The organism is Streptomyces sp. NPDC058459 (assembly GCF_042721685.1).
In the GTDB taxonomy this organism is placed as follows: domain Bacteria; phylum Actinomycetota; class Actinomycetes; order Streptomycetales; family Streptomycetaceae; genus Streptomyces.
The window spans coordinates 24,080-45,832 of the sequence record NZ_JBHXLV010000021.1; the positions used below are offsets into that span (position 1 = coordinate 24,080).

The 21,753-nt window shown below is 74.0% G+C and carries 17 protein-coding genes and 2 pseudogenes; 8 read left to right on the forward strand and 11 right to left on the reverse strand.

Features of this window, described 5'->3' with window-relative positions; all coding sequences use genetic code 11:
* Position 1: 1 nt before the first annotated feature.
* Together ACFWN1_RS06890 and ACFWN1_RS06895 are read right to left on the reverse strand one after the other, a co-directional pair.
* Positions 2-850, reverse strand: a pseudogene (locus ACFWN1_RS06890) (alkaline phosphatase family protein).
* Between the two features lie 321 nt (positions 851-1,171).
* Positions 1,172-2,284, reverse strand: coding sequence for an ArsR family transcriptional regulator (locus ACFWN1_RS06895; protein WP_384358973.1), 1,113 nt, complete (start codon positions 2,282-2,284; stop codon positions 1,172-1,174).
* 141 nt (positions 2,285-2,425) lie between these two features.
* On the opposite strand from ACFWN1_RS06895, the gene ACFWN1_RS06900 reads away from it, so the two are divergent.
* The 5 genes from ACFWN1_RS06900 (at position 2,426) to ACFWN1_RS06920 (ending at position 6,320) form a co-directional block, all read left to right on the forward strand.
* Complete coding sequence (locus tag ACFWN1_RS06900) at positions 2,426-2,821, forward strand: hypothetical protein (protein ID WP_384358975.1); 396 nt, start codon at positions 2,426-2,428, stop codon at positions 2,819-2,821.
* Positions 2,822-2,852: 31 nt separating this feature from the next.
* A complete protein-coding gene (locus ACFWN1_RS06905; protein ID WP_384358977.1) occupies positions 2,853-3,272 on the forward strand; it encodes a hypothetical protein in 420 nt (139 codons plus the stop codon).
* A 23-nt stretch (positions 3,273-3,295) separates the two neighbouring features.
* Positions 3,296-4,036 carry a D-Ala-D-Ala carboxypeptidase family metallohydrolase gene (locus tag ACFWN1_RS06910; RefSeq protein WP_384358979.1) on the forward strand — a complete coding sequence of 247 codons (741 nt, stop codon included), beginning with the start codon at positions 3,296-3,298 and terminating at the stop codon, positions 4,034-4,036.
* A gap of 93 nt (positions 4,037-4,129) precedes the next feature.
* Positions 4,130-5,695, forward strand: coding sequence for an N-acetylmuramoyl-L-alanine amidase (locus ACFWN1_RS06915; RefSeq protein WP_384358981.1), 1,566 nt, complete (start codon positions 4,130-4,132; stop codon positions 5,693-5,695).
* Between the two features lie 88 nt (positions 5,696-5,783).
* On the forward strand, positions 5,784-6,320 hold the full coding sequence (locus tag ACFWN1_RS06920) for a DoxX family protein (RefSeq protein ID WP_384358983.1): 537 nt from the start codon (positions 5,784-5,786) through the stop codon (positions 6,318-6,320).
* A 632-nt stretch (positions 6,321-6,952) separates the two neighbouring features.
* Here the strand turns inward: ACFWN1_RS06920 and ACFWN1_RS06925 are convergent.
* The 3 genes from ACFWN1_RS06925 to ACFWN1_RS06935 form a co-directional block, all read right to left on the reverse strand.
* Positions 6,953-7,990: a rod shape-determining protein gene (locus ACFWN1_RS06925; RefSeq protein ID WP_384358985.1), complete on the reverse strand. Its 1,038-nt coding sequence runs from the start codon at positions 7,988-7,990 to the stop codon at positions 6,953-6,955.
* Positions 7,991-8,130: 140 nt separating this feature from the next.
* Positions 8,131-9,600, reverse strand: a complete 1,470-nt coding sequence (locus tag ACFWN1_RS06930) for an acyl-CoA synthetase (protein WP_384358987.1) — start codon at positions 9,598-9,600, stop codon at positions 8,131-8,133.
* Between the two features lie 37 nt (positions 9,601-9,637).
* Positions 9,638-10,693 carry a MerR family transcriptional regulator gene (locus tag ACFWN1_RS06935; RefSeq protein WP_384358989.1) on the reverse strand — a complete coding sequence of 352 codons (1,056 nt, stop codon included), beginning with the start codon at positions 10,691-10,693 and terminating at the stop codon, positions 9,638-9,640.
* A gap of 152 nt (positions 10,694-10,845) precedes the next feature.
* Here ACFWN1_RS06935 and ACFWN1_RS06940 point away from each other — a divergent pair, with 152 nt between their 5' ends.
* Positions 10,846-11,724: a RimK family alpha-L-glutamate ligase gene (locus tag ACFWN1_RS06940; protein ID WP_384358991.1), complete on the forward strand. Its 879-nt coding sequence runs from the start codon at positions 10,846-10,848 to the stop codon at positions 11,722-11,724.
* A 27-nt stretch (positions 11,725-11,751) separates the two neighbouring features.
* On the opposite strand, the gene ACFWN1_RS06945 is transcribed toward ACFWN1_RS06940, so the two are convergent.
* Entirely contained in the window at positions 11,752-12,330 is a 579-nt protein-coding gene (locus ACFWN1_RS06945; protein WP_384358993.1) for a hypothetical protein, read from the reverse strand.
* Between the two features lie 138 nt (positions 12,331-12,468).
* On the opposite strand from ACFWN1_RS06945, the gene ACFWN1_RS06950 reads away from it, so the two are divergent.
* Positions 12,469-13,242 (forward strand): IclR family transcriptional regulator, encoded by a 774-nt coding sequence (locus tag ACFWN1_RS06950; RefSeq protein WP_384358995.1) that lies wholly within the window; start codon positions 12,469-12,471, stop codon positions 13,240-13,242.
* Positions 13,239-13,379: pseudogene (locus ACFWN1_RS06955) on the forward strand (SMP-30/gluconolactonase/LRE family protein); the annotation flags it as partial. The gene ACFWN1_RS06950 and the pseudogene ACFWN1_RS06955, both read left to right, overlap by 4 nt.
* Here the strand turns inward: ACFWN1_RS06955 and ACFWN1_RS06960 are convergent.
* The 5 genes from ACFWN1_RS06960 to ACFWN1_RS06980 all read right to left on the reverse strand — a co-directional run bounded on the left by ACFWN1_RS06960 (position 13,311) and on the right by ACFWN1_RS06980 (position 21,694).
* Positions 13,311-14,756 (reverse strand): NAD(P)/FAD-dependent oxidoreductase, encoded by a 1,446-nt coding sequence (locus tag ACFWN1_RS06960; RefSeq protein ID WP_384358997.1) that lies wholly within the window; start codon positions 14,754-14,756, stop codon positions 13,311-13,313. The pseudogene ACFWN1_RS06955 and the gene ACFWN1_RS06960 sit on opposite strands and share 69 nt — an antisense overlap.
* Positions 14,749-15,981: an MAB_1171c family putative transporter gene (locus tag ACFWN1_RS06965; RefSeq protein WP_384358999.1), complete on the reverse strand. Its 1,233-nt coding sequence runs from the start codon at positions 15,979-15,981 to the stop codon at positions 14,749-14,751. The genes ACFWN1_RS06960 and ACFWN1_RS06965 overlap by 8 nt, the downstream gene beginning before the upstream one ends.
* Positions 15,978-16,574 carry a toxin-antitoxin system, toxin component family protein gene (locus ACFWN1_RS06970; RefSeq protein WP_384359001.1) on the reverse strand — a complete coding sequence of 199 codons (597 nt, stop codon included), beginning with the start codon at positions 16,572-16,574 and terminating at the stop codon, positions 15,978-15,980. Before ACFWN1_RS06970 ends, ACFWN1_RS06965 begins: the two co-directional genes overlap by 4 nt.
* Before the next feature lie 145 nt (positions 16,575-16,719).
* Positions 16,720-19,689: a beta-galactosidase gene (locus ACFWN1_RS06975; RefSeq protein WP_384359003.1), complete on the reverse strand. Its 2,970-nt coding sequence runs from the start codon at positions 19,687-19,689 to the stop codon at positions 16,720-16,722.
* Positions 19,690-19,864: 175 nt separating this feature from the next.
* Positions 19,865-21,694: a pyridoxal phosphate-dependent aminotransferase gene (locus ACFWN1_RS06980; protein ID WP_384359005.1), complete on the reverse strand. Its 1,830-nt coding sequence runs from the start codon at positions 21,692-21,694 to the stop codon at positions 19,865-19,867.
* Between the last annotated feature and the right edge of the window lie 59 nt (positions 21,695-21,753).

A 21,753-nucleotide genomic window follows, 5' to 3' on the forward strand; every position in this document is an offset into this window, starting at 1 on the left:
GTCACGGAGTCCAGATGCCGGTGATGTCCTTGCCGGAGGCGGCGTTGCCCGCGTGCGGCAGACCGTGCATGTCCTCCAGCGTGCGCAGCAGGTCGTAGTGGTTGTACGTGGTCGACGAGGTCGAGCCCGCCGTCACGCGCTGGCCGTACAGCACCGTAGGGATGCGGTTGCCGCTGAGCCGGTTGTCCTCGTCGAAGGTGACGACGAGGAGGCTGTTGTGGGTCTTCGCCCACGTCGCGTACGCGCCCAGCTTGTTCTTCAGCCAGGTGTCACCCGTGGAGACCGAGCAGTCGTGCATGTCGCTGCACAGATTGGGGACGACGAACGACACCTGCGGGAGCGTCGAGTAGTCCGTCGGGAACTGCGTGAACGTCTTGGCGCTGGACGTCGGTACGTTGCTGAACCCGAACCACGGGTTGTGCTTGCGGGCGTAGTCGCCGCTGCCGCATGTGGTCGAACCCTGGCTGGGCAGCGTCTCGTTGTAGCTGGCCCACGACTTGCCCGCGCCGATCAGCTCGGAGGCGAGGTTGGGGGCGGAGGAGAAGCCGGGGGTGTAGCAGCTGTCGTCGGTGATGCCCTGGGTGGAACCGGAGAACAGGGCGAAGTAGTTGGGCTAGCTGGGGTGGGTCTCGGCGTAGGACGCGGAGAGGCTGGCGCCGCCGGTGCGCAGCGAGTTGATGTACGGCGCGCTGGAAGAGCCGATCACCTGGCTGTAGGCGTGGTTCTCGAAGACCACGACGACCGTGTGGTCCGGGGTCGGGACCGCGGCCGCGGCCTGGGCGGGCGACGAGCCGCCGACCCCCGACCACAGCCCGGCCGCGGCGGCGACGAGAGCGAGAGCGGACGCCATGGCGGCACGGCCGCGACGGTGGGCGATTCTGCCGGACACTTCTGACCTCCGGTGAGGAGCGGGGGCGGGGGTGTGGCGGTGCGGCATGAGCATGTACGCGCCAGCCCAGCCTCGCCCCACGGCACCCGGCCCGCCAGATGAAATCGGCGTGAATGCCTGTCCTTCCTCGGCGCCATGGGTGTCACCCCGTCCGCCGCGCACCACGGCGGGTCCTCCGGACGGAGCCGCCGGCCGCCCCCTGCCCGTCTTCCGGACGGAGCCGCGGGCCACCCTACTGCCCGGCCGCCCGGCCCGTCTTCCGTGAGGGCGGCACACGGCTGGTCAGGGGTGCGGGCCATCTCCGCCCCGGTGCTGTCCGCCTTCCACCGGCTGATCGCCCGACGGCGCGTCGGGAGCCCTGCGGACCCCGGCCGGAGCCCTGCGGACCCCCTGGGGAGCCCCGCGGACCCCCGGCCGGGGCCCGGTCAGGTTCCGGCTCAGCATCGTCGCTCCCAGCAACGTCAGCGTGTGGACGACCGTGTTGCCGTGGCGATGGCTGGTGATGAGGCCCGCGTCGCGGAGGGCCGTGGTGTGGTGGGTGGCGGTGGCGGGGGTCACGCCGGCCCGGTGGGCGGCCTCGGTGGTGGTGGCGCCGGCGGCGGTGGCGCGGAGGACCGTCGCCCGCGCCCGGCCCAGCAGGATCTCCAGGGAGGGGGAGCCGGGGGCCGGCCGGGGCAGCTCGTGGTGGACGGAGTAGGCGAGGACGGGGGGCAGGGCCGGGTCGGCCAGGGAAATGGGGCCCTTCCAGCAGAAGTACGAGGGGATCAGGAGCAGGCCACGCCCCTCCAGCCGGATGTCGTGCTCCGTCGGGTACGTGCCGATCTCCAGCCGGGGGTGCCGCCAGCGGACCGCCGGGCCCAGTCCCCCGAGCAGCCCCTCGGTGCCGTCGTCGAGCAAGTGCCGGGCCAGGCGCACGCGTTCGGTATGGACGCCTTCGCGCATCCACTCCTCGTGGGGCGCGATCACGGCGCCGTGATAGGCGCGCAGGACGCTCACCAGCTCCTCCCGGGCCCCCCGCTCCGGCAGGCGGGCCAGGTGGGGCGGGACACGTCTTATCCGGGCCAGCGCCGCCAGCTCCGCCTTCACCCGGGCCGGGGGAGTCGCCAGGATCGCCGCCAGCCCCGCGTCCAGGCCGGCCACGCCCTCCAGCGGGGTGAGGAAGTCCGGCCAGTACGACGCGCGGGGGTAGAGCGGCAGCAGAATCCGGCGTACCGCGCTCTCCAGCCCCGCCTCCCGTAACCGCTCGCGGGCCGTGCGGTACCAGAGCGCGTACGCCCAGCGGCCCGCCGGGGTCTGGAAGCGGTGGAGGCTGGCTGCGATCTCCCACAGCGGATGCGGCGTGGCGGCCACCCTGGTCCTGGCCAGATCCTCAGCCGAGAAATGAAAGCGAAGCACGCTCGACACCCTCTCCACCGGCGTCATTTCACCCTGTTCGAATGAGCATGACAGCCGAAAGCGCACACCGGAGCATGAACTCGCTCCGCCGCACCGATCTCCACGGCACCACCCGCACCTTCCGCCGACCGAAGGAAACCGATGGCGAAGATCCTCACCCACCCGGCCGCGGCGGCGGCCCTGCTCGCCGCCCTCGCCGTCTCGGTGCCTACCACCGCGTCGGCCGCCCCCGCCTCCACCGCCGCCACCAGCTGCTACGGCGGCGCGGTCACCGTGGACTACGGCGACGCCGCCGAGTTCGGGCCCTACACGACCACGTCCCGCTGCTCCGACATCAACCTCCGCATGATCAGCGGCGACTCCGAGTTCGTCTGGGCCTGCGTGAAGTTCACCCGCGTCGGCGAGTGCAACTACTGGACCAAGGTCGGCCGGAGCTGGAAGACCATCGCCACCGACGTCAAGAACGGCAGCAAGTTCACCGTGCCCCTCGGCGTCGACCTCGAAGGCGCCTCCGCACGCGTCCAGATCGCCTTCTGAACACCGTCTCTCCTCAAGTGATCGGACCCACATGACCCGCACCCGGAGAACGGCGGCCGTTCTCGCCGCCACCACCGCGCTGATCGCCGCCGGCGCCACCGCGCCGGCCGTCGCCCAGCCCGGGAAGGCCGCCGCCACCTCCTGTTACGGCGGCGCCAAGTCCCTCACCTACCGGTACTCCACCGCCGCGGTCGAGTACGGCACTTACACCACCACCTCGCGCTGCGGCGACATCAACATCAAGCTCAGCAGCTCGGCCACCGGCTTCCTGGACGCCTGCGTCGTCTTCGTGGACCACACCACGCTGTGCAACCACGACAACACCTACTCGACGTTCGGCCCCCAGTGGGCGACCGTCGCCACCGATGTCAAGGACGGCACCCGCTTCAAGCTGCGCGTGCACGCCTACGACACCGACGCCCAGAACGTCCCGTTCCAGCTCGCCTTCTGACCGCTCGTACAAGGGAGTTCACGATGACCTTCTCTCCGGACCGCCGCACGATCCTGCGCGGCACCCTCGCCGCGACCGCCGGCATCTTCGCCGGTCCCGTACTGCTGTCGGGCAGCGCGCAGGCGTACAACTGGACGCGCACCCTGAACCAGGGAGCCAACGGCGCCGATGTGACGGAGCTGCAGATCCGGGTGGCCGGCTGGGCGGCGGACTCCGCCTCGCAGTCGCGGGTGGGCCTCGACGGCGACTTCGGGCCGGGCACGGCCGCCGCGGTACGCCGCTTCCAGGCCGCGTACGGGCTCTCGGCCGACGGCAGCGCCGGGCCCGCGACCCAGGCGCAGCTCAACGCCCTTGAGCAGTCCGACGGTTCCACCGCGCACTTCAACTGGGCCGAGTTCTACGACCGTTCGAACGGCAACTTCAACGGTGGCAAGGTGAGCGCGGCGGCCGTCAAGGAGAACGCCCGCCGGGCCATGTACAAGCTGGAGGCGCTGCGCAAGAAGCTCGGCAACGTCCCGATCACCGTCAACTCCGGCTTCCGCAGCATCGCGCACAACGCCGACATCGGCGGCGCCAGCGACAGCATGCACCTCTACGGCACCGCGGCCGACCTGGACGTGCCCGGCGTCAGCAACCGCACCGTCTACCAGAAGGCCGAGACCTGCGGCTTCTCCGGCCTTGAGCACTACGACACCGACCACCAGCACGTCGACAGCCGCGCCGACCTCGGCCGCTCCTGGTGGTGGGAGAGCGGCACCATCTGACCCTCCGCGGCCCGGGGCCGGGGACCGTACGAGGTCCCCGGCCCCCCGCACATCCGCACCCGGAAACATCCCCACCCGGAAGGTCACACCCCCATGCCCCGCATACCCCTGGCCCGCGCGGCCCTCGCCGGCCTCGGCACCCTGGCCGTCATCGCCGCCGCCGTGCAGCCCGTCAGCGCCGCACCCCGGACCGGCAGATCCGAGGGCCCCGTCGCCCACGCCTTCAGCGGCGCGGCGGCCGAGTACGGCGTCCCGCGCGACCTCCTGATCGCCCTCGGCTACAGCGAGACCCACCTCGACGGCCACCACGGCCTGCCCAGCCAGGCGGGCGGCTACGGAGTGATGCACCTGGTCAGCAACCCCGACCAGCACACCCTGGAGCTGGCCTCCCGGCTGACCGGTGAGACACCCCGCGAGCTGCGCACGGACACCGCCGCGAACATCCGGGGCGGCGCGGCCGTCCTGCGGGCCTACGCCGACCACGCCGGACTGAGCCGGGCCGAGCGGCGCGACACCGGCGCCTGGTACCCGCTCCTCGCCCGGTACGGCGGCGCCACCGACCCCGCCACCGCGAAGCTCTACGCCGACACCGTCTACACCTTCCTGGCCGAGGGCGTCACGGCCCGCACCGAGGGCGGCGAGAAGCTGACCCTGCCCGCCCGGAAGGTCACCCCCCGGCGCGGCGCCCGCGGGTCCGCCCTGGCCCCGGCCGCGCAGAGCCCCGACTACCCCTCCGCGCTCTGGGTCCCAGCCAACCCGGCCAACTACGTGGTCGGCCGCACCGCCGCGATCAGCAAGGTCGTCATCCATGTCACCGAGGGCTCGTACGCGGGGACCCTCAGCTGGTTCCAGAACCCGGCGGCGCAGGTCAGCGCGCACTACGTGGTGCGCTCCTCGGACGGTCAGATCACCCAGACGGTCCGCGAGAAGGACACCGCCTGGCACGCCCGCTCCGGTAACGCCAGCGGCATCGGCATCGAGCACGAGGGGTACATCGACAACCCCAGCTGGTTCACCGACGCGATGTACCGCTCCTCCGCCGCGCTGACCGCCTCCATCTGCGCCCGGTACGGCATCCCCAAGGACCGCGCGCACATCGTCGGCCACTCCGAGGTGCCGGGCAACGACCACACCGACCCCGGCCCGAACTGGAACTGGACCTACTACATGCAGCTGGTCGGCGGCAGCACCGGCGGCGGCACCGGCGGCGGCGAGGTCCAGCTCAGCTTCCCGTCGTACGACACCCTGCGTGCCGGCTCCACCGGCGCCCAGGTTTCGGCCGCGCAGTCGCTGCTGGAGGCGCAGGGCTTCGACGTGGGTACCGTCGACGGCAGCTTCGGCACGAAGACCACCTCCGCCGTGACCGCCTTCCAGAAGGCCCGCGGACTCGGCTCCGACGGAGTGGTGGGCGCCCGTACCTGGACCGCGCTGCTCTCGGCCGGCAGCACGCCCGCCCTCAGCCAGGGCTCCACCGGCGCCCCCGTCCAGCGCCTTCAGCGGGCCCTGACCGCGGCGCTCGGGCGGACGATCACGGCGGACGGCGAGTTCGGCTCGGGCACCCAGCAGGCCGTCCGGGACTACCAGACCAGCCGCTCGCTGGGCGTGGACGGCCAGGTCGGGCCCGCCACCTGGAGCGCGCTGCAGGCCGGACGCCCATAGCCTGGAAGGTGCGTACACGGGGGGAGGCAGAAGGGAGGGGACGCCCGTACCTTCCGATCCGAGCGGGGGGCTTTCCGGAGCATCGCCCATGACCACTACGCGCACCTTCCGACCCGCCCATGCCACGGACCGCACGGCGTTCGGCTCCGCCGCCGACTGGGGGCTGCTGCTCATCAGAGTGACCTTCGGTCTGGTGATGGCGGCCCACGGCGCGCAGAAGCTGTTCGGGATCTTCGGCGGCCAGGGGCTCACCGCGACCGGCAAGGGGTTCGAAGCCATCGGCTACCGGCCGGGCAAGGTCTTCGCCACCATCGCGGGACTGTCCGAGCTGGCCGGTGGCCTCGGCCTCGCCGTCGGCCTGCTCACACCCCTGGCCTGCGCCGCGCTGATCGGCGTCATGATCAACGCGATGGCGCTGGTCACCGGCCCGCACGGCCTGTGGGCGTCCGACGGCGGTCTCGAGTACACCCTCTGCATCGCCGTCGTCGCCCTCGGCATCGCCGCCACCGGCCCCGGCCGGCTGGCCCTCGACCGCTTCTTCCCCTGGGGCCGGGGCGGCTGGTGGTCCGCCGCCCTGGCCCTCGGCCTGGGCGGCATCGGCGCGGCGATCACCCTCAGCATCTAGGGCTGCCCCAGCCGCCGGGCTGCTTCCGGCGCGATCGATCCATCCGGCCCGCGCCGAGGGAGGCCGCGTCGGCGGCGGTCATCCTCTCCGGGTCGGCGCTCTTCCGGCAGGGCGGCCGCGCGCCGCGCTGGACGCCTGCGCCGCGATCCCGGCACCGGCGACGACCGCGACCCCGGCGGCGCCCCACGCGATGTGACGGGTCTTCCTGGACAGCCGATGGCTCGACATCCCCACCCCGGATGCTCATGCCCCCGGCACGCGGACGGCGTGGCGAGTGGCGAACGACGTGACTCCGGTACGGCGGCCGAGCGCGGAACCGCGGACGTACGAAGTGACAGCACTCTGGTGGAAGGGGTGTACGAGGGGATCGGGTGCCATGTGTACCGGAATCCGTTGCCGGGTCCGGGAACGGGGTGATCGCATTCTTTTCGCCGGGCGGGCTTGGGGCGCCCGCGTTATGGGCACCGTCCTCCTACCGGTGTTCGGTGTCGGCTGGGGAGGGTGACGTGGAGCGTCAGATTCGGGTACGGGTCAGTCGGCGGCCCGCGGCCCCGCGGGGCCAGGAGATCGACCGCAGGACGCCCTCGGGCCGCGTCCTGCCGTACTGAGACCGGACGGCCGGCCCCGCCGCGTCAGGCGGCCAGCGGGGCGAGGACCAGCGGGGCGATCCGCCCCTCCAGCATGGCGCCCAGACCCTGTACGGCGCACACGTCGGGGCGTTCCGCGATGTGCACCGGCATGCCGGTGGCCTCGCCGAGCATCTGGTCGAGGCCCGGCAGCAGCGCGGTGCCGCCGACCATCATGATGCCCCGGTCCACCAGGTCGGCCACCAGGTCCGGCGGGCAGCCGCGCAGCACCTTGCCGATGCCGTCCAGGACGGCCAGCAGCGGGGTGTGGATCGCGGTGCGCATCGCCGCCGTGTCCACCCGTACGCTGCGCGCCAGGCCCGTGGCCACGTCCCGGCCGTGGATCTCGGTGGACACCGGGCCCTGCGGGGTCAGCCCGTTGTCCGACAGGGCTATCTGGAGCGGCCGCACCGACTGGCTGGGCAGCATCAACTCGTGCTCGTGCCGCAGGTGTTGCACGATCGCCCGGTCCACAGCCTCACCGCCCACCGGAACCCGCTCGGCCGTGACGATCGACCCCAGCGAGAGCACCGCCACCTGGGTCGCCGCCGCCCCGCACACCATGATCATGCTGGCCTCGGGGCGCTCCACCGGGAGCCCGCAGCCCACGGCCGCCGCGATCAGCGTGTCCACCAGCTCCACCCGCCGGGCGCCGAGTCCGACCAGCGTCTCGATCGTCGCCCGCCGCGCCAGTGGGTCCGCCTCGTGCGGGGTGCACGCCGCCGCGCGCAGCCGGGGCCGGCGGCGCAGGGCGCGGCGCATCTTGTCGCCGAGCAGATGCCGCAGCATGCGCTGCGCCATCTCGATGTCGACCACCGTCCCACCGGAGACCGGCCGCACCACGCGGATGTACTGCGGGGTGCGCCCCGTCATCTGCTCCGCGAAGTCGCCGACCGCGATGAGCGCCCCGGTACGGGTGTTCACGGCGGCCACCGAGGGCTGGTCCACGACGAGTCCGGCACCCTTCACGTACACGCGGGTACGGGCCGCGCCCAGGTCCACGGCGAAGTGGCAGCGGCCCAACTGCTCCAGGCTGACGGTCACGGCAGTTCCTCCCGAGTGCGCTGACCATGGGCGGACCGTCCGGTCCGGCGGCCCTCACTGGCATCCTGCGGGGACGCCGGTGGGGGTGCCTTCTGGAGGGGGCCGGGCGGGGTGCCGCCGAACGGGGGGTTTCGGCGGGCCTATGCCGTGTCGGACTGGCGGCCGGCGTCCCGGACCGTCAGCGCACGCTTCATGATCTTGCCCATGTCGTTGCGCGGGAGCACCGGGAGCAGGTGCAGCACGCGGGGCCGCTTGTGCGGGGCCAGCCGTGCGGCCACATGTCCGGCCAGCTCCGCGAGCGCGGGCGGGGCTCCGGGGTCCGACGGCACCACCCAGGCCACCACCCGCTCGCCCAGGTCCGCGTCCGGCTCCCCGGTGACCGCCGCCTCCGCCACCGCCGGGTGCTCCAGCAGCGCGTTCTCGATCTCGCCCGCCCCGATCTTGTAACCCCCGCTCTTGATCAGGTCGGTGGCCTTCCGGCCGACGATCCGGACATACCCGTCGGACTCCCGCACCGCCACGTCCCCGGTGCGGAACCAGCCGTCGGCCGTGAACGCGGCGGCGGTCGCGTCGGGCCGGTTCAGATACCCGGTGAACAGGTTCGGGCCGCGCACCTGGATCTCGCCCACGCTCTCCCCGTCCCACGCGCCCACCTCGGTGCCGTCCTCCTCCACCAGCCGCAGCTCCACCCCGGGCAGCGGCACGCCCACGGTGCCCGCGCGGGCCTCGCCGCCGACGCGTACGGAGGTGTTCATCAGGGTCTCCGTCATGCCGTACCGCTCGATCACCCGGCGTCCGGTCGCCGCCGCGATCCGCTCGTGGTCGTGCACGGGCAGCGCGGCCGAGCCGGAGACCAGCAGCCGGGCCCGGCCGAGGGCCTTCGCCAGCCCGGGGTCGCCGGGCAGGGCCTCGGCCAGCCGGTGGTACATCGTGGGCACGCCGAACAGCATGGTCGCGCCGTCGTCCAGCTCACGGGTCACGCCCTCGGGGGAGAAACGGCCCAGGTGGCGCACCGAGCCGCCGCGCCGCAGCGGGCCGAGGACGCCCAGCACCAGCCCGTGCACATGGAACAGGGGCAGGCCGTGCACCAGCACGTCGTCCCCGGTCCACCGCCAGGCGTCGGCCAGCGCGTCCAGGGTCGCGGCGAGCGCCCGGCGCGGGACGACGGCACCCTTGGGCGGGCCGGTCGTGCCGGAGGTGTAGACGATCAGCGCCGGGTCCTCGTCCCCGTAGGTGTCCTCGGGGACCGGCCCGATGCCGGAGACCTCCAGCCGGGGCAGGTCCGCGAGGACGGGCGGGAGTCCGGCGCCGGGCGCGGTCAGCACCAGCGCCGGGTCGCTGTCGGCGAGGATGTGCGCCAACTCGCCTTCTCCCGACTTCGGGTTGAGCGGAACGGCGGCCGTACCGGCGAGCAGCGCCCCGGTCACCGCCACGGCGCTCTCCAGTTCGGGCGTCGCCCACACCGCGACCCGGCCGAGGTCCACGAGCCGCCCGGCCACCGCCCCGGCGGCGGAGGCGAGTTCCGCGTACGACAGCGACCGCGCGCCGAAGCGCAGCGCCGTCCTTCCGGCCGACCGGGGGTCCGTCAGGGCGGGGAACAGGGAGGACACGCGGGACTCCTTCGCTGCCGGGTACGACAGTCCCTTCCTACCCCACGTCCCCGACCGCACAGCTCACGTTGTCCGGACCGCCCGCCGTGTTCGCCGCGTCGACCAGCGACCGTACGGCCGTCTCCGGGTCCGGGGCGGCGGCGAGCAGCCCCCTGATCCGGTCGTCGGGGACGACACCGGTCAGGCCGTCCGAGCAGAGCAGGTAGCGGTCCCCGGGGAGCGCCTCGTGCAGGCGGAGGTCGGGGTCGGGGCCGGCCCCCAGGACCTTCAGCAGCAGCGACCGCTGCGGGTGGCTCTCGGCCTCCGCCGGGGTGAGGCGGCCCTCGTCCAGCAGGGACTGGACCACACTGTGGTCGTGGGTGATCCGGAACAGCCCGCCCCCGCGCAGCAGGTAGGCCCGGCTGTCCCCGATGTGCGCCAGGGCCAGCCCCGACCCCGTCCAGAGCAGCGCGGTCAGCGTGGTGCCCGCCTCCCCGTCCCCCTCCGTGGCGTCCCGTACGGCATCGCTCGCGCCCCGCACCGCGTCGGCCAGCAGGTTCAGCACGTTGCCCGGTCGCGGCCCGTCCTCCTCGTCGAGGAACCGCAGTGCCTCGACGGCGGCCTCGCTGGCGGGCGCCCCCGCCGGGCCGAAGCCGTCGGCCACGGCGAGCAGCCTGCGCCCGGCGTAGACGGTGTCCTGGTTGGCGGGGCGGACGTGCCCCCGGTCGGAGTGGGCGGCGCAGCGCAGTTCCAGCATGGTGGGTCCCTCTCCCGGTGCCTCGGTCGACTCGGTCAACTCGCTGACGAGGAACGCGGCCAGATCCCGCCGCACGGCCGTCTCCGCCTCCACACGCGCCCAGTACGCCCGGACCTCCCGCGCCGCGTCCGCTCCGTCCAGCGTGCTCACCGCGCGGATCTCCGCCAGCGGCATCCCGAGCCGCCGCAGCCACGCCACCAGCCGGGCCCGGTCCAACTGGGCGACGGCGTAGTAGCGGTAGCCGGTGTACGGGTCGACGCGCGCGGGGCGCAGCAGGCCCAGCTCGTCGTAGAGCCGAAGGGCCTTCGGGGAGAGCCCCGACGCCTTGGCGAACGCGCCGATGGTCAGCAGGTCCATGTCCGTCCAGGCTCCTTCGAAAGGCCGGTTCCTCGCTTCCCCACCGATGCTGGGGCTTCACCGAAGGGGAAGGTCAACCGGGGTGTTCCGGTTCCGGGACGGATTGCTAGCCTCGCGATCACCGAGCCGACGCAACGCCAAGGGAGCCCGCCGTGCCGCGTATCGCCCTCGCCACCTACGACCCCGGCCCCGAGCCCAGCAAGGACCCCGATCTGGTGGGGCTGGCCGCTGAGTTGCGGGCGGCGGGCGCCGACGCGGAAGTCCGGTTCTGGGACGACCCGGACGCCGACTGGGCCGGCTACGACCTCGTCCTCATCCGCTCCACCTGGGACTACACCTGGCGCACCGCCGAGTTCCTGGCCTGGGTGGACCGGGTCGACGCGCTCACCCGGCTGCTCAACCCGGCCGACGTGGTGCGCTGGAACGTCGACAAGCGGTACCTGGGCGAGCTGGCGGCGGCCGGTGTGCCGACGGTGCCCACCCGCTACCTCCCGCCCGGCGCCGAGCCGGACCTGCCGGCCGGGCACGAGTACGTGATCAAGCCGGCCTCGGGGGCGGGAGCCCGCTACGCGGCCCGCTACACACCCGGGGAACACGAGCTTGCGATACGGCAGTTGGCGCACATGCACGCCGAGGGCCTGACCGCGATGGTGCAGCCGTACATGCGGGGCGTCGACCAACACGGCGAGCGGGCCCTGCACTTCTTCGGCGGGCGTCTGCTGCACGCCAGCCGCAAGGGTGCCGTCCTCGTCTCCGGCACGCCCTTCGACGCCGAGAAGACCGCCCACCCGAGGCTGGCGAAGTGGCAGCCGACAGCGGCCGAACTCGACGTGGCCGAGCGGGCGTTGGCGGCCGTGCCCGGCGGCGCCGAGCGGCTGCTCTACGGCCGGGTCGACCTGATCGACGGCGAGGACGGACAGCCCCGCGTCCTGGAGCTGGAACTCGTCGAGCCCCACCTCTTCCTCGAACTGCACCCCGAGTCCCGGCCCCGCGTCGCCCGGCTCGTCATCGGGGCGGCCGAGGCATCCTAGGGGCATCCTCGGGGGGTGTCGCGCCGATCACGCCGGGCTCGCGGCGCCCCGGTCCCGCGGCGCGGTCCGCTGGAGCAGTCCCCAGGTGAACTCGGCCGCCAGCTCGTGCCGTGCCCCGTCCCGGTCCGGCGCGGTGAAGGCGAGCGCCTGGCGGCCGGGGGCGGTGCCCTGGACCGGGCGGGCCGGGGCGAAGGCACGGGCCACCTCCTCCAGCGTGCAGGACCACGGGGTGAGGTCCTCAAGGGTGGCGGGCTCGGGACCCGGGGCGTCCGGGGCGCGCACCAGCCACTCGGTGAGGACCACCCCGCCCGGTCCGGTCACCACCTCGAAGCGCAGGTCCGGCCAGAGGGGCAGGGCCCACCGCCACGCCTCGCAGTCCAGGTCACCGACCCGGCACGGCGCGGCCGACTCCGGCTCGCCCAGCACCGCGCGGTACCGGGCGGCGGCCGGACGCGCCCTCGGTGAACGGGCCATCGCCTGCCAGCGTCTGTTCGCCTCCCGCATCTCGGCAGCCGAGGCGCCGAGCCGCCGGCGGGCGTCCTCGGCCGGCTCCGGGTTGTGGTCGGCCATGCGGCGCAGCAGCACCAGGGAGAAGTCGAGAGCCATGCGTTCCATGGTGCCCGGCGCGAGGGCGGCCATTGCCCGCGCGACCCGCGCTGACTAGCCTGTGTTCGCCCCGCCGGTCGCTGGTCGGGGTGTCGAACACGGGCCGCCGTGCCCGCAGAGCTGGCAAGGAGGCCGGACGTGGGACGCCTCGTGCCCGCCGTGACGCGGGCCTTCGACATCCTGGAACTGTTCCTCGACGGGGACGGCACGCTCTCCGCGCCGGACATCGTGGGCAGACTCGGACTCCCGCGCACCACCGTGCACGAACTGGTCACCACCCTCGCCGCCCGCTCCTACCTGGTCCCCGTGCCCGGCCGGCCCGGCCGGTACCGGCTCGGCGTGCGCCCGTACCAGCTAGGCAGCCGGTACGCCGAGCAGCTCGACCTCGCCGCCGAGGGCCGGGAGGTGGCCCGCGGTGTCGCCGAGACCTGTGACGAGACGGTCCATGTGGCGCTGCTGGAGGACACCGACGTCATCTACATCGCCAAGGTCGACTCCACGCACGCGGTCCGCATGGTCTCGGCGGCCGGGCGCAGGCTGCCCGCGCACTGCACGGCGGTCGGCAAGATGCTGCTGGCCTCGCTGCCCGCGCCGGAGCTGGCCGCCCGGGTCCCGGACGGCGCCGCGCTGGCCGCGATGACCCCCGACAGCCTCACCGACCCCGGCCGGCTGCGGGACGCCCTCGCGGAGATCCGGCGCCGGGGCGTCGCGGTGGAGCGCCGCGAGTCCAACCCGGACGTGAGCTGCGTGGCCGCCCCCGTCCGCGACCGCACCGGACGCGTGGTCGCCGCCCTGTCCATCTCGGTGCCGACGGTCCGCTGGAGCGAGGAACGCCGCACCGAGCTGGAGGCGCTGGCCGTCGAGGGCGCCGCCGAACTCTCCGCCCGGCTCGGCCACCGGGAGGCGGCGTGAGCGGCTACGAGGTCGCCGTGGCCGCGTCGGCGGAGCTGGGCGAGGGCCCCACCTGGGACCCGGCCACCTCACGCCTGCTGTGGGTGGACGTCCCTGCGAGCCGCGTCCACACCTACGACCCCGCCACCGGCCGCCGCCGTCCGCTCCTCCCTCGTCAGGGGCGGCCCCGACAGGGGCGGGCGCAGCGGGCCCACGGCCGCCGCGAGCAGCATGCGTGGCGCGAGCAGCGCCTCGGCGCCCGCCTCCAGTGAGATCACGTCCGTCACCCGGCGCGCGACCCGTCCGTTGCCGGTGGCGGTCAGCAGCAGCCGGCCGACGTACGCCGAGACGAGCCGGTCCCGGACGGTCGGCCCGGTCGGCGTGGCGCCGGGGTAGAACACATCCGCCCCGGTCGCCAGGTCCCACGCGGTACGGACCGTGCGGGCCACCGCCCGCTGCGCCCGCCGGGCCAGCCCCGGCGCGCCGAGCCCGCCCCGCCGCCGCACCACCTCCCGCAGGGCCACCGCCGACCGGGCCGCGACCGACATGCCGTGCCCGTACACGGGGTTGAGCGCGCACAGGGCGTCGCCCAGGATCACGAAGTGCTCCGGCCACCGCGGCGAACGCTCGGGGAAGACGCGCCGGTTGGCGGTGGTGCGGGTGACCGTGACCTCGGTGAGCGGCTCGGCGTGGGTCAGCAGCTCGCCGATCAGCGGATGCCGCAGCTCCTCGTGCGCGTACCGGAGGAACTCGGCCCCGGTGGCCGGGGGTTCGTCGGTCCGGCCGCCGATCAGGGTGACCAGCCACCTGCCGTCCTCGACCGGCAGCAGCACACCGCCGCGCCCGAAGCCCGAACCCTCCCGCTCGGCCTCGATGCTGACCACCGGGAAGCGGTCCCGCGCCCCCTCCGGCGCCCGGAACAGCCGGCTGGCGTACGACAGTCCCGAATCGACCTCCCGCCGCTCCGGCTCCGGCAGGCCCAGTCCCGCCAGCCAGTGGGAGGCGCGGGAGCCGCGCCCGGTGGCGTCCACCACCAGGGCGGCGTCCAGGGTGCGTCCGGTGCCGTCCGCGCGCACCCGCACCCCGGTCACCGCCCGGCCGGTGCCGGTCAGGCCGAGGGCCTCGGTGCGGTCCAGCAGCTCGATCGCGTCGTCCGCCAGCACCAGCTCCCGGACCACCCAGTCCAGCAGGTCGCGGCCGGCCGCCAGCATGAACGCCGACTCCGGCCAGCGCCGGTACCAGCCGTGCGCCGACAGCGCCACCATGTCCGTGGTCATCGGCACCCGGCGCACCCCGGCCGCGCTCAGCGCCGCCCGCGCGCCGGGCAGCAGATCCTCCAGCGCGCGTGCGCCGCCCGACCACAGCTGGTGGACATGGCCGGCCTGCGGCAGCCCCCTGCGCGGCTCGGGCCCCGCCGGCAGCGCGTCCCGCTCCACCACTGTGACGCGGGCGCCCGCCGTGGCCAGGGCGCGCGCCGCGAGCAGACCGGCCAGGGAACCGCCGAGCACGACGGCCGTGGGCTTCACTTCACTCATGTGCGGCGACGCTCTCTGCCGGGTGGGCGGCCGCACGGGCGCGGACCGCCGCGATCTCGTCGGGTCGCCGGAGGGCCCGGGAGACGGGCCCGATCTCCCGGAGCAGGCCGGTGGTGTCCGGCGCCGCCACTGTCGCGGGCGGCTCCGGCATCCGCGCCTTGGTCTCGACCGCGTCCAGGATGGTCACCGCCGAGGCCAGCGCCCTCGCCCGCGCGGGCGGGTGGCCGAGGCCGAGCGCGGCGTCGTACGCGCGGGCGCCGAGGGCGGTGTCGAAGCGCCGGGCGAGCGGCAGCAGCATGTCCCGGATGAACGTCTCGCGCCGGGTCAGCCGCAGCTCCGGGGTCGCCCGCAGCACGAACGGCACGCCCTCCCCGGCCGACGCCCGCATCAGCGCGTACAGCGGTCGCAGTTGGCGGTGGGCGAGGCGGACCCGCCAGCGGTCGCCGGCGTACTGGCCGGCGTGCGGCAGGATGAAGCCGACCGCGATCAGGATGGCGGACAGCGCGGCGATAGGCGGCGCGAGATCGGTGCTCAGCCAGTCCAGATCGCCGCCCAGCCGGCGTGCGCCGACCGCGGCCAGCTTGACCGCGTCGAAGACCAGGTTCAGCGCGTAGCCCACGCCGAGCAGCGTCAGCCCCCAGCGCAGCCAGGCGTCCAGCCCCTCGGCGCGCACCCAGTTCCACAGCAGCCGCGAGGTGAACAGGCAGGCCACGGCGTGGGCGCCGAGGTACAGCAGGATCTCCTCGCGCATGAACGGCGTGGTGGCGTAGTAGGTGTCCAGGTCCCGCAGCCGCTCCTCGGGCACGTCGGCCAGCCAGAACAGCACCCACAGGGCGGCGATCACCCCGCTGTACACCGACACCACCCAGCGCCGGGCCCGCCGGGTGACGGCGGAGCGGTCGGCGGGGCCGTTGCGCCAGGTGATGATCATCAGCAGGCAGGAGCCGCAGAACGCCATGAGCAGCGAGTAGCACCAGGGCGCGGAGATGTTGGGCACACCGGCCAGCCGGTTGACCCGGGCGATGGTGGACGGCGAGCAGAACACGAAGACACCGCTGGCCACCAGCAGCAGCCCGCCGACCGCGCGCAGCAGCGGATCACGCCACAGCCGGACGATCGTGGGCAGCTTGATCACCAGCGCGACGCTCAGCACCGCCGCCGGAATCCAGAAGGAGATCGAGAAGTCCCGCAGCAGGGCGGCGGGTTTTGTGGCCGCCCCGCTCACCGCGCGGCCCCGCCACGGCCGCGGTAGCCGAGCGAGCGCTGCACGGGGTCCAGCGGCTGCGCCGGACGGCCGAGCCGGGAGCGGAACAGGGTGGCCAGGCGGTGGCCGAAGTCCTCGGCGGCGGCCTCGTCGGCCTCGCGGGAGCCGTCACGGGCGGCCACCGTCAGCGCGGTCTCCTCCCAGCCGGAACCCTCCGCGAGCGCCAGGGTGGCCGAGCCGGGCGGCGGATCATGCCGGTGCCCGGCGTGCAGATGCCACAACTCGTGTCCCAGGATCACCAGTTGCTGTACGGCCTCGGCCCGCTCCTCCACGATGACCAGGTCGAAGTCCTGGAACTCCACGCAGAGCCCGGTGACCTCGATCTCGTCCGGGAAGCGCTCGAACCGCAGCTCCACCGGCCGCCCGCCCCGCCGCACGCTCATCGCCGCGCACAGGGCACGGCACACCTCGCGCACACCGGCCGGAGGCTGCGGCAAGCCGTCCACCTCCCTGGCGAGTTCCCGGGCCAGGGAGCGCATCGCGTGCCCCCGCCGGGAGGGACGCAGCCGGGCGGCCAGCCGTGCCGCTCGCGCCCGTGCGCCCGCGCTGACCATGTGCCGCCCTCTCCGCCCTCATCGGGCCTCACCCCGGCGCCGTCGCCGTCGCCGGACGGTCCGAGCGTACGCGCACGGGTGTGTCCACGTCATGCGGATCAGCGGGGATGGTTCAACCGGTAACCACCCGTGCGCGTACGGGCGTTCAGTGGCCGGGAGAGGGCACCGGGGTCACCGGGACGCCGCCGGCGGACGCGCCCATCAGGGTCAGGCTCACCTTGCCCGGCCCGGACAGGGTGGTGAACTCCGACAGCACCGCCAGCGCCAGTGTGTTGGTGCCCCGTGTGCGCAGAATCCCGTTCGGCAGCACGAAGGTGTGCTGCGGACCCACGTTGTTGATGTACTGGCCCATGTTCCAGCCGTTGAGGAAGATCTGCGCCCGGTAGGCCCGGTACGGATCGTCCTCCAGCCGCAGCCCCACCGAGGCGTCCACATCACCCGGCACCGACAGCCGGAAGGTGGTCCGGTACCACGTCACCCCCTGCCGCCGCTCCTCCCTCGGGAAGGTCACCGGCTTCCAGTCCCGGTCGCGCAGGCCCGGCAGATGCCAGCCCTCCCGCTCCCCGTACAGCCCGCCGGTGTTCTGCGGTCCGCGCACCGGGTCCACGGCCCGCTCGCCCTGCAGCCGCCAGGACACCTTCGGCGCCGCCCCCGTGAAGGACACCGAGGTCAGACCGCGCGCCGCCTTGTGGCTGTCGTCGCCGTGGCCGTCCTGGTCGTGCTGCATGCGCCGCACCAGGACCGACAGCACATGGCGGCCGGGCGAGCGCAGCTCCGGGCGCACCGGGAAGGTGGCCGTCGCCTCCCAGGTGCCCTTGCGGATCGTGGTCGTCCCGTCCGGCACCGGCAGCCGGTGCGTGCCCAGCGGCTCCCCGTCCAGCCACGCCATCAACAGCCCCTGGGTGCCGGAACTGTAGGAGAGCGAGACCTTCTCGATGCCGGGACCGCCCGTGAACGAGCCCCGGTACCAGACGTCCCCGTAGTGGAAGCCGTAGTCGTCGGCGAACAGCACCGGGCCGCCCCCGGGGACCGGGGTGGTGCTGTACGACGACGTGCGGTCCGCCCGGCGCCAGGTGGAGTCGTCGAAGCCCGGACCCGCCTCCGGGTTCTCGGCGCGCGTACGCCAGCCGGTCAGCTCCGGGAGCCGCACCTCGGGCACCCCGGGCAGCATGGCGGTGGTCATCAGGCTGCCGGAGAGCGTGACCCGGGTCGGCACCCGGCGCCCGTTCCACACCAGGGTGTCGACACCGCGCGGCCCCCACACCTCGACCATCGACGCGTCGTCCAGGTCACCGGTCAGCCGGACCTCGGAGCCGTGCACCTCGGCGCGGCGCAGCAGTGCGGGGCCGTACACCACCAGGGTGCCGGCGGGGGTGTCGTGCGGGAAGATCCGCAGCGAGGTGGCGTCGTCCGCGAACAGCAGCACCAGCGGGGTCTCCGTCCCGCCGCGCGTGACCAGCACCCGGGTCAGCCCGCCCTCCCCGAGCGGGGCGCCGACGTGCAGCTCGCCGCGCTCGTAGGCCCAGCCGGCCTCCGGGTCGAGCCGGGTGACGGTCGGCTCCCGCGGGCAGTCCAGCACCAGTTCCGCCCTGTCGCCCCGGCGGCCCGTGAAGACGGCGATGTCCCGCCTGCCCGCCGTCACGGCCATCATGGGCTGCGCGGTGCTGTGCTTCATCGTCCGCCTGCCGAGCCGCAGCCCGGTGGCCAGCATGCGGGCGTCCCGCGCCGGCACGGTGATCCGCAGCTTCCCGGCACGGGTCGGCAGCTCGGCGGTGACCGGGCGCGTACCGTCGTTGCGGGTGATGTACACATGCGTGCCGGTGTCCGGGTTGGCCAGGTGGTAGACCTTCAGCCCGGCCACCTTCACGTCCGCCGCCCGGTCCAGCCGCGCGAAGTCCGGCACCCGCTGGAACAGATGCCCCAGCTGGTGCATCGGCGCCATCTTCGCGGTGACGTTGCGGGCCTCGTCGATGGCCGCGCCGTAGTCGTACGACGTGTAGACGACCGGCGCGGGGAGCCAGCCCCAGCTGGTGCCGCCGAACGTCATGTAGACGTTGTGCAGGGTCAGGCCGTTGGCCAGGTTGGTCAGGTAGAAGCGGCGCTCGTAGGCGGAGTCGCGGGTGCGCCGGGCCTCCGGGTACCCCTTGCCGTCGAACCAGGCGCCGCCCCACGGGTCGAACCAGCCGCCGCCGAACTCCGGGACGAAACCCGGCGTGCGCGGTGAGGCGGTGGACCCGCCGGTCGCCCCGCCCGGCCCGAACCTCCCCCAGTCCGGCGGGGTCCTGGCCGGCGTGGGATAGCCGTCGAAGCCGTACAGCCAGCCGCCCTCCTCGCCCCCGGTGTCGAAGGAACCCGGCGTCCAGTAGCCGTTGCGCCCCTTGTCGTTGTGGAAGAGGGGTACGTCGATGCCGTCCGCGCGCACCTTCTTGTACAGGTGGGACAGGTACGCCCGGCCGACGCCGTCGGTGACGTGGGAGTCGTACTCGTTCTCCAGCTGGTACAGCAGGACCGTGCCCCGGCCCTGGGTGTACAGGTGCCGGCGGACGATCCGGTCGACGTGCGTCAGCCACGCGTCGGCGTGCCGCAGATAGGTGGGGTCGGTGGTGCGCGCGGTGCCCTCGGTCACCGTCAACCAGCCGGGGAAACCGCCGCCGTCGGTCTCGGCGTTGATGTACGGGCCGGGCCGCAGGATGACGTACAGCCCCGTCTCGGCCGCCGTGCGCAGGAACAGGTCCAGGTCCCGGACGCCGGTGAAGTCGAAGGTGTCCGGTGCGGGGGAGTGGTAGTTCCAGGAGACGTACACGCTCACCGTGTTGAAGCCGTGCGCCCGCATCTTCTGCAGCACGTCCCGCCACAGGGACGGGCTCGGCAGCCGGAAGGGGTGCATCTCGCCCGACCACACCACCAGCCGTCGCCCGTCGACCAGCAGCGAGTGCGGGTCGTACCCGACGGTGTGGCGACGGCCGTCGGCGCGCGGCGTGGCGGGTGCCGGCCCGGTCGGCGCTCTCCGTGCCGCGAACGCCGAGGGCGCTCCCGGACCGCCGCTGCCGCCCATGGCGAAGCCGAGCGCGGCACAGCCGGTCAGGGCACTGAAAGTACGTCTGCTGAGCGCCAAGATTGTCCTCCGGTCGACCCCACGACGAGCGTGGGCCCGGCCATTCTCCACGCCCCGCCCACCCGCGGCCGGAACCAAGCCGCCCCCGGCGTGGGCGAATCACCCGGTAAGGGGGGACGGCGCCTCGGTGAAGCACCGGGAAACGGGCGTCGTACGGAACGCCCGCGCCCGGACCTCAGGGCTGACTCATCGGGGGCGGTGCGCCCGCGCCCGCCGCGTTCGGCCAGCTCTGGACGTTGGGCCAGCCGGGCGCGGCGGCCGGGGTGAGGCCGGGGGACACCGGAGCGGCGGGGGTGCCCGGCGCGGTCATGCCGCGCACCTGAGCCGCCGTCAGGCCACCGCGCGCCGGGACGCCGGGCGGGGTCGGGCCGAGGGCGGCGGCGGGCGCGGGGACGGGCACGGGTGCCGCCATGGGTGGGGGGACGGGGACGGGGACGGGTGGGGCCATGGGCGCGGGGACGACGGAGGGTGCGGCCATGGGCGCCGGGGCGACGGCAGCGGCGGCCGGTACGGGTGCCGGGTACGGAGCCATGGGCGCGGGCGCCGGAACCGGCGGGGGTGCCATGGGGGCCGGGGGAGCCGGGGGAGCCTGGGGTGCCATGGGAGGCGGGGGTGCCATGGGCACCGGCTGCTGCGGCGGAGCGGGGACCTGCTGCGGCACGGGCTGCGGCAAGGGCGCCGCCGGTACCCGCATCCCGCCGCCCGGAGGGGGCGTGGCGGCGGCGAGCGGCATTCCGGTACCGGCGGCGGCCAGGGCGGCGGCGATGACGGGAGAGCCGGAGGAGACGGGCGGGGCGGCCAGCCGGACTCCGGCGCCGTTGGTCTCGCCGACCAGCCGGTCCACCGCCGGAGTGCCCGAGCTGTAGCTGGTCGCGGAGCCCAGCTCGGGCACGGCGGGCTCGTAGAGCACCTGCTCCAGACCGGCCACCAGACGGCGGACGTCGGTCTCGGGGCGCACCGCGAGCCGCAGGAAGCGGCTGGACGAGCCGATCTTGTCGCCGCACTCGCGGACCAGAATCCGGTGCTCGTTCAGCAGCCGGTCCCGGACCACGGTGCCCTCGGCGCCCACGGGGAGGCGCACGAAGAGGAAGTTGCCCTGCGAGGGATAGACCGTGAGCCCCGGCAGCGCCGACAACTGGCTGGCCATCTCCAGCCGGTCGCGCCGCACCTGGAGCAGGCTCTGCGCGTACTCGGCGCCGTGCTCCTTCAGCATGAACACCACGTACTCCGCGAAGGAGTTGAGGTTCCACTTGGGCAGCATCGAACGGACCTTCCTCGCCAGGCCCGGGTTGGCCACCAGATAGCCGAACCGGATGCCGTGCAGGCCGAAGTTCTTGCCGAGGCTGCGCAGCACGATCACGTTGGGTCTGAGCATCGCCTCCCGCACCACGCTCGGCTCCGCCTCGGCGTCGGCGAACTCCAGGAACGACTCGTCGATCACCACCAGGTCCAGGTCGGCCATCGCGTCCATGAACTGCACCACCGACTGCCGGGGCAGGAAGCCGCCGTCCGGGTTGCTGGGGTTGCAGAGCACCGCCACCCGCGTGCCCCGGGCGCGGATGAACTCCGCGTACCGGCCGAGGTCCAGCGCGAAGCCGCCTGCCTCCTGGAGCGGGAACATGTCGACCCGCTTGCCGGTCTCCATCGGCTGGTCGGTCCAGCGGCCGAAGGTCGGCACCGGCACCGCGAGCGACTCCCGGACCAGCAGATGGTCGATCCAGGTGATCAGCTCGGTCGATCCGTTCCCCATCGCCACGCACTGCGGCGGCAGTTGGAGCAACCTGCACAGCTCGGCGGTGACGGTGTCGGCGCCGCTCGGGTAGTACGTGATGATCTCGCGCAGCCGGGACGCCATCTCGTCGAACATCGCCGGGGTCGGGAAGTAGGGGTTGCAGGGGATGCAGAAGTCCACCGGACCCGTACCGTCGCTCTCCCGCGCCGGCGCCGCCGTCGAAGGGCTGTGCGCGGCGGCGCTGCGGAACAACGAGGTGACGTTGTCAGGCAAGGGGACCTCCGTCGAAGGGTGGCCCGCGCGGGGGGGCGCGGGCCACCCAAGCATAAGGA

Coding starts and splice junctions, on each gene's coding strand:
- ACFWN1_RS06900 (WP_384358975.1), top strand. CDS start 2,426: ATGGCGAAGATCCTCACCCACCCGGCCGCGGCGGCGGCCCTGCTCGCC.
- ACFWN1_RS06905 (WP_384358977.1), top strand. CDS start 2,853: ATGACCCGCACCCGGAGAACGGCGGCCGTTCTCGCCGCCACCACCGCG.
- ACFWN1_RS06910 (WP_384358979.1), top strand. CDS start 3,296: ATGACCTTCTCTCCGGACCGCCGCACGATCCTGCGCGGCACCCTCGCC.
- ACFWN1_RS06915 (WP_384358981.1), top strand. CDS start 4,130: ATGCCCCGCATACCCCTGGCCCGCGCGGCCCTCGCCGGCCTCGGCACC.
- ACFWN1_RS06920 (WP_384358983.1), top strand. CDS start 5,784: ATGACCACTACGCGCACCTTCCGACCCGCCCATGCCACGGACCGCACG.
- ACFWN1_RS06935 (WP_384358989.1), bottom strand. CDS start 10,693: ATGGACCTGCTGACCATCGGCGCGTTCGCCAAGGCGTCGGGGCTCTCC.
- ACFWN1_RS06945 (WP_384358993.1), bottom strand. CDS start 12,330: ATGGCTCTCGACTTCTCCCTGGTGCTGCTGCGCCGCATGGCCGACCAC.
- ACFWN1_RS06960 (WP_384358997.1), bottom strand. CDS start 14,756: ATGAGTGAAGTGAAGCCCACGGCCGTCGTGCTCGGCGGTTCCCTGGCC.
- ACFWN1_RS06970 (WP_384359001.1), bottom strand. CDS start 16,574: ATGGTCAGCGCGGGCGCACGGGCGCGAGCGGCACGGCTGGCCGCCCGG.